General features: G+C 56.7%; 4 protein-coding genes. 1 reads left to right on the top strand and 3 read right to left on the bottom strand.

All coding sequences use genetic code 11. The features are described 5' to 3' along the window. Nucleotides 1–26: 26 nt before the first annotated feature. The 3 genes from NW856_RS02530 to NW856_RS02540 all read right to left on the bottom strand — a co-directional run bounded on the left by NW856_RS02530 (nucleotide 27) and on the right by NW856_RS02540 (nucleotide 5,265). Nucleotides 27–1,037 (bottom strand): response regulator, encoded by a 1,011-nt coding sequence (locus NW856_RS02530; protein WP_414398931.1) that lies wholly within the window; start codon nucleotides 1,035–1,037, stop codon nucleotides 27–29. Continuing rightward, nucleotides 1,034–4,108: a PAS domain S-box protein gene (locus NW856_RS02535; protein WP_414398932.1), complete on the bottom strand. Its 3,075-nt coding sequence runs from the start codon at nucleotides 4,106–4,108 to the stop codon at nucleotides 1,034–1,036. The genes NW856_RS02530 and NW856_RS02535 overlap by 4 nt, the downstream gene beginning before the upstream one ends. 158 nt (nucleotides 4,109–4,266) lie before the next feature. Further along, nucleotides 4,267–5,265: a ribose-phosphate pyrophosphokinase gene (locus NW856_RS02540; protein ID WP_011433256.1), complete on the bottom strand. Its 999-nt coding sequence runs from the start codon at nucleotides 5,263–5,265 to the stop codon at nucleotides 4,267–4,269. A gap of 119 nt (nucleotides 5,266–5,384) precedes the next feature. Here NW856_RS02540 and NW856_RS02545 point away from each other — a divergent pair, with 119 nt between their 5' ends. Then, nucleotides 5,385–6,908 carry an ABC transporter ATP-binding protein gene (locus tag NW856_RS02545; protein ID WP_414398934.1) on the top strand — a complete coding sequence of 508 codons (1,524 nt, stop codon included), beginning with the start codon at nucleotides 5,385–5,387 and terminating at the stop codon, nucleotides 6,906–6,908. Nucleotides 6,909–6,979: the final 71 nt, after the last annotated feature.

Below are 6,979 nucleotides of genomic sequence, written 5' to 3' on the forward strand. Positions count from 1 at the left end.
CTATCCTAACATAAGATCAACACGACCTAGGGCACGGGTGAAAAGCGCTTGGAATCGGGGGAATAGCGCCAAGAAATGCCCTCGGGATCCCGGCTGCGGCTCCACTCCGGAAACCCGGTTTTGAATTTCCAGTAGGTAATGGCGGAAACCACCACCCCCAACCGTTCCGCCAACTGAGTCTGGTTGAGGGGGCGCAGCGGTGCCCGTGGCGCCGTAACGGCGGTGGGGCTGGGTGTGGGGGCAGAGCCTGCCGACTCTTGGGGGGCCGTGGCTGCAGGGGTGGGTGCTTCCTCCTCCAACCGGTGACCAGGGCTGGGCTCCTGGGGACGCAGCAGGCTGAACTGGCTCAACAGGCCAACATTTTCCAGGTTTAAAAGATTTTCCAGGTTAGAGGTTTGGTGGATCAGCTCCAGCTCACGGCGAAACTCATCCTCCAGCACCTGCAGATAGTGCTCCCGCTTCTGCTCCGACTCGGCATCTTTGAGCAGCCCCAAGGCAAAGCTGAGGTTCGAGAGGGGCTCGCTCAGATCCTGCAAGAATTTCTTGAACAGAGTGCCCTTCACGTCCGTGAACTGCTGCAACTGCTGCAGTTTTTGCCGCAGCTCCTCGATTCTTTTCTCTTCCAGCTTGCGGTTCTCAAGGCTCTGGCGGTGGTTGTGCAGGGCAATTTCAATGGTGGTGTAGAGTTCCCGCTCTTTGAAAGGCTTGATGATGTAGCCGAAGGGCCGGGTCTCCTTGACGCGGGAGAGGGTGTCTTCGTCGGCGTAGGCCGTCAGATGCACCACCGGAATGTTGAAGCGCTCGGTGATCCGCTTGGCGGCTTCTATGCCATCGATATCGCCTTTTAAGACGATATCCATCAAGACCAAGTCCACCGGCATCTCTTCCAGCCTTCGGATCGCTTCTTCCCCGGAAGAAGCAATGGCGGGCACAGCGTAGCCAAATTTTTTCAGAACGTTGGCAATGTCCTTGGCGATGATCTTCTCGTCTTCGACGACCAGGATACTGCCTTTGACAAGGGGTGGAACTCTCTTCAAGGCTCGCTCCTCGGAAAGGTAATGATGAAAGTAGTACCCGATTTGCTCCTCAATTGTATCTTGCCCTGTAGCTGATCGGTGAGGGTTGCAACCAGTTGTAAACCCAGAGATTGAGTTTCCTTGAAGTCAAAGTTCGGGGGCAAGCCAATGCCATTGTCGGAGACTCGCAACTGAGTATATTTGCGGGTTTGGCTGAAACAAACCTCTATCTCTCCACTGCGGCCCTTCGGGAAGGCATACTTGAGGCTGTTGGTCACCAACTCGTTGATGATCAGGCCACACAAGACCGCATCGTCCAGGTTGAGGCGGATCCCTTCGGCGCGGATGTTGGCGCGAATGCTCTCGGGGTTTACCCCGTAAGAGTGAAAGAGGTTGGAGATCAAATTGTGTAGGTACTGCTTGAGATCCACAGCGGCCAGATTGTTGGATTGGTACAAACCTTCGTGGATCAAAGACATGGCTTGAATACGGCTGCCGGCATCCTTAAAAACGCGGGCGTACTTGCGGCTTTTGATCTGGTCAGCTTGGAGCCGCAGCAGGCTGGAGATGATTTGCAGGTTGTTTTTGACGCGGTGGTGAATCTCCCGCAGCAGGACTTCTTTTTCCTGAAGGGCAGCTTGGATCTGCAGCTTTGCCCGTTTTTCTTCGGTAATGTCTTCGCAAATGCCGATGATGAAGAGGTTTTTGCCCTCGGGATCCCGGACTGCAGAGACTGCCAGGCGGCACCAAACCACCTTTCCGCTGCGGTGGATGTAGCGTTTTTCCAGGTGGTAGCGATCCCGTTGGCCGTTCAAAACCTCCTGGAAAAGGCGCCAATCTTCCTGAATGTCCTCGGGATGGGTGAGGTCGCAGAAGCTCATGTGGGTCAGTTCGGCAGCGCTATAGCCCAAGATCTCTTCCAGAGCGGGGTTCACTTTTAGGTAATGGCCCCGATGATCGACGATGGAAATGCCCAGGGCTGATTGCTGGAAGATGCCCCGTAAACTCAGCTCACTTTGGCGAAGGGCTGCCTCGGCTTGCTTGCGCTCGGTAATGTCCAAAATCTGGCTTAGAAAGTAGCTGGGATCCCCTTGGGCCGTGCGCACCAGGGTGATGCGAAGAATGGCATAGACTATTTGGCCGTTCTTGTGGATGTAGCGTTGTTCCTGTTCGCACTGATGCACCTGGCCGGCCAGCAGGCGGTTGCTGTTTTCCAGAGTGGTGGCGATGTCGTCGGGATGGGTGATGTCGAGGACGGTTTTCCCTTTGAGATCCTCCAGGGTGTAGCCCAGGGTTTCGGTAAAAGCGGCGTTGATTTGCAAATAGGTGCCATCCACGTGGGTCATGGCCTTGGCAATGGGGGCCCATTCAAAGGATTGGCGGAAGCGTTCTTCACTTTCTTTGAGGGCAATTTCTGCCTCCACGCGGGCGCTGATGTCGATCACCTGGTTGAGAAACTGGGTGGGCTGTCCTTCCTCGTCGGTGAGCAGGGTGGCCTGAAACAGCACATGAACAACCTGGCCGGAACGGTGGGTGTAGCGAATCTGGCGCTGGCTGACAGAGACCTTCCCTGCCAGCAAAGCCTCATTGGCCCCCAGCAGTGGGTTGACATCTTCGGGGTGGAGAATGTCCAGTTGTTGCCGATGTTTCAATTCTTCGGGGGTGTAGCCGACAATCTGGGCAAAGGCATCGTTGACCTGGATAAATCGCCCCTGCAAGTCCACAAGGGCAATTCCATTGGGGGCCAGCTCAAAAATCTGCCGAAAATGGTTGGCGCTTTGTTGCCAGGCTTGCTCTATACGACGCCGTTCGGCTTCCAGTTGCTTGGACTCAGTGATGTCTTCGACGATCCCTGCCACCCGATAGATTTTGCCCTCTTTGTCGGCGATGGGAAAGGTGCGTTCTCGCAGCCAAATCAGGCGGCCATCAGTGTGATAAATGCGGAAGACGACATCGGTGGATTTGCCCTCCGATTGGGCTTTGAGGATGGTGGGGAACAACCAGCGATCGTCGGGGTGGATTTGGCGCATCCAGGCTTGGGGGTTGGCGTAAGCCTCTTCGGCGGAAAGGCCCCAAAGGGCTTCGCAGGCTGGGCTGACGTAGATCAGCTCTTTGCTGTAGAGTGTTGTGATCCAAAACAGTTGCTGCGTATTCTCTGCCAGTTGCAGAAAACGATGCTCGCTCTCTCGGCGGGCCTCTTCCAATTGTTGTTGTCGTTCTTTCAGTTGACGGGATGCTGTGATGTCGGTAACAAATCCTTCAAAATAGAGGGGATCCCCCTGGTCGTTGTAGATGGTGCGGGCATTTAAAGAAATCCAAATCAGTCTGCCATCTTTGCGGCAAACTTGGTGTTCAAAATTCACAACTTGACCTTCTCTCAGCATGCGCTGAATGAATTCGGCTCGTTGCTCTGGATCGCTATAGATTTGGGTGCCAATATCGGAGACGTTGTGCATCAAATCCTCAGGGGATTCGTAGCCGAAAATATGGGCCAAGGCCGGGTTGGCAACCAGATATTTGCCCTCTAGGGTGGTTTGAAAAATGCCTTCGACGGCGTTCTCGAAGATCTGCTGGTAGCGGGCAGCAGTGCTGCGGCTGTCTTGCAGTTGGGATTGGAGCTGCTCAAGGGTCTGCCGATGCTCCTGGGCCTGGAGAAGGATTTGCTTCAGGCTGAGGCCAACGAGGTCAATCTGTTCCCGTTCAGAGGAGCTCAATTGGCGAGGGTGGCAGTCAAGCAGGTGCAGATCGGCCAACCGGATCCCCTGCTCAGTTTGCAAGAGAAAGGACTCATGAAAAGGCCATTGCTCAGAGCCGACATCGGGGTTGAAAGGTTCTCCGGCTGGGATCCCTTGCGGATCCCGGTAGAGGATCCCTTTTGAAGGCGAGTGGGGATCGGATCCCGGCTGGGCCAGTTCTAGATAGACCAAAGGTACTTTCAACAGTTGACCCAACAATTGCAACAGCGGGTACAGCGCCGAAGCGGACTCAGTATCCGGTTCAGTTCGAAGGGACGGCCCTTCCCTGGGAGCAGCCTGCGGGGGAGCAAAACCGGTCACAACGGATCTTGGCGAGCGAGAGATGGGAGGTGACATGGGAAAACCTGGCCAAGGAGCTGGCTCAACCCAGTCCATCACGACAGATCGGGGGTGCCTGGTTGGGCTGATCTCCACAGGGAAAAGGAGCAGGCGCACCCATTCTGCACCCACTCTACTCTAGCGATACTCTGGAGAAACTTACTTTGAAACTTACTTTAGTGAAACATGCTGCTGACGGAGCTATCTTCATGGATGCGCCAGATCGCTTCCCCCAGCACATTGGCTACCGAGAGAACGGTTAATTCGGGAAAGTGCTGCTCTGGAGGGATAGGGATGGTGTTGGTGACGATCACCTCTTCAAATAGACCACCCCGCAGGCGTTGAATGGCCGGCTCAGAAAAAACAGGATGAATGGCGCAGGCATAAACCGCTTTGGCTCCCAGCTTGCGCAGCAATTTTGCCCCTTCCGAGATGGTGCCTGCGGTATCGATCATGTCATCCACAAGGATGGCAGTTTTCCCCCGCACATCCCCAATCAGATTCATGACTTCCACATCGTTGTGGGCTTGGCGGCGCTTGTCAATGATTGCCAGAGGGGCTTCCTTGAGTTTTTTGGCAAAGGCACGGGCACGAGCCACACCCCCCACATCGGGAGAGACGACCACAATGTCTTCGTCGAGCAAGCCCTTTTCCTTGAGGTAAGCCTGTAATACCGGCTGGGCGTAGACATGGTCGAGGGGAATGTCGAAGTAGCCTTGAATCTGGGCCGAGTGCAGATCCATAGCCAGCACGCGATGGGCCCCTGCCTGGGTGATCATGTTGGCCACCAGCTTGGCGGTGATCGCTTCTCGGCCTGCCGTTTTGCGGTCGGCACGAGCGTAGCCGTAGTAAGGCAAGACGGCGGTGATCTGCCGGGCAGAGGCACGGCGACAGGCATCGATGATCACCAGCAGTTCCATCAGGTGGTCGTTGACGGGGCGGCAGGTGGGCTGCACCAAGTAGACATCGGCACCCCGAATCGACTCCTGAATTTGGATGTACAGCTCGCCATCGGCAAAGCGCTTGCGCAACATCGGGCCCAGATCCATGCCCAAGTAACGCGCCACCTCTTGAGCCAGAGCCGGGTTAGCGCTGCCTGAGAAGATTTTGAGGCGGTTGCTATCCGAGATGGGTGGCAGGGGGGAAGGGCGGAGAAGAGGGGCAGGGCGAACCACAGATCGATGCTGAACTCGTCCGCAGCCAACGCCTAACGGCGAGCTATCGCTATCGTAGCACCAGCACTTGCAACCTCAGCAACTGTATTCTTGGGGATTTTCTGGGGAGGCAGGTTACTATGAGCAGAATGAAGGTCGAGCTGCTGCACATCCACAAGCGTTTTGGGGCGGTACAGGCGAACCGCGATGTGTCCTTACGGGTGGAGGCGGGCACGATCCACGGCCTGCTTGGGGAGAATGGGGCCGGCAAAAGTACCTTAGTTAAGATCCTGAGCGGCTTTCTGCGCTGCGATCAGGGGGAGATTTGGATCGATGGGCAACCGGTTCGCATCGACAGCCCTGCAGCAGCCATTCGCCTGGGCATTGGCATGTTGCACCAGGATCCCTTGGATTTTCCTTCTCTGACGGTGCTGGAAAACTTTATTGCCGGGCAACGAGGGCGCTTGGGCTTGGGGCTGCGGGAAAGCCGAAGACGTCTCGAGAAAGCCTGTGAAGAGTTTGGTTTTAATCTCAACCCCGATGGAGCCATCGGCAGTTTGACGGTGGGGGAACGGCAACAACTGGAAATGCTGCGGTTGCTTTCCCTGGGGATCAACACCTTGATTTTGGATGAGCCGACGACGGGCATTTCTGCAGCGCAAAAAGATCTTTTGTTCGCGGCTCTGAGAAGGTTGGCGGGGCAGGGCAAATCGGTGATCTTCGTCTCCCACAAGCTGGCCGATGTGGAGTGCCTTTGCGATCGGGTGACGGTGATGCGGCAGGGGGAGGTGGTGGGGGAGCTGCCTGTTAGAGGTGAGGACATTGCCCTGCTGGAACAGCGGTTGATCGATTGGATGTTCGGGCGGGAGTTGGCACCCCCGGCTCGGCCCCATTCTCCGCAAAGGAGGGCGGATCCCCTGTTGGAGTTGCGCTCCCTGGTGGTGCGGCATGAGCCGTTTGCCTTGGCTTTGCCAGATCTGGCGGTGCAGCCGGGGGAAGTGATTGGGTTGGCCGGTTTGGAAGGCAGTGGGCAACGCTCTTTCCTGCTCACCTGTGCAGGGTTGTTGCCGCCCAGGCGTGGCCGGATTCTGTTGGGGGGGCAGGAGATGACAGGCCGTCCTTACGGCGACTACCTGCGCTGTGGGGTGGGGTTTTCTCCGGCGGATCGGCTGCGGGAAGGGCTGATCCCCGGCTTAACCTTGCAGGAGCATTTTGCCCTCCAGCAGCAGGATCCCTGGATCAACTGGGCTCTGGCCCGTCAACAGGCCCAAGCGGCCATTGAACACTTCAGCATTCGCGGTCACCCCTACAGCCGGGTGGAGCAACTCTCGGGGGGCAACCAACAGCGCAGCCAGTTGGCTCTCTTGCCCACACCCCTGAGTCTTTTGCTGATGGAGCACCCAACGCGAGGGTTGGACATCGAGTCGGCGCTGTGGGTCTGGGGGCAATTGCTGGAACGCACCCAAGCGGGTACGGCTATTCTTTTTGCCTCGGCGGATTTGGACGAGATCCTGCAGTACAGCAACCGGGTGATGGTGTTCAGCGGCGGACAGGTCTCGGAACCCATTCCGGCGGCGGAGCTCACCGTTTCGCGGTTGGGGCAGATGATGACACTCCCTGTCACCAACAGCAGCGAGATCCCAGGGATCCCGACTGAGGTTTAGAGGGCTGGTCGCATCAGCAGGAACTGACACTCTGCCGGAGCAAGAGCATGACTCTAGTCAATAATAAGCTC

Source organism: Synechococcus sp. R3-13, assembly GCF_047462195.1.
Classification (GTDB): Bacteria; Cyanobacteriota; Cyanobacteriia; order Thermostichales; family Thermostichaceae; genus Thermostichus.

Coding starts and splice junctions, on each gene's coding strand:
- NW856_RS02535 (WP_414398932.1), bottom strand. CDS start 4,108: ATGTCACCTCCCATCTCTCGCTCGCCAAGATCCGTTGTGACCGGTTTT.
- NW856_RS02545 (WP_414398934.1), top strand. CDS start 5,385: ATGAGCAGAATGAAGGTCGAGCTGCTGCACATCCACAAGCGTTTTGGG.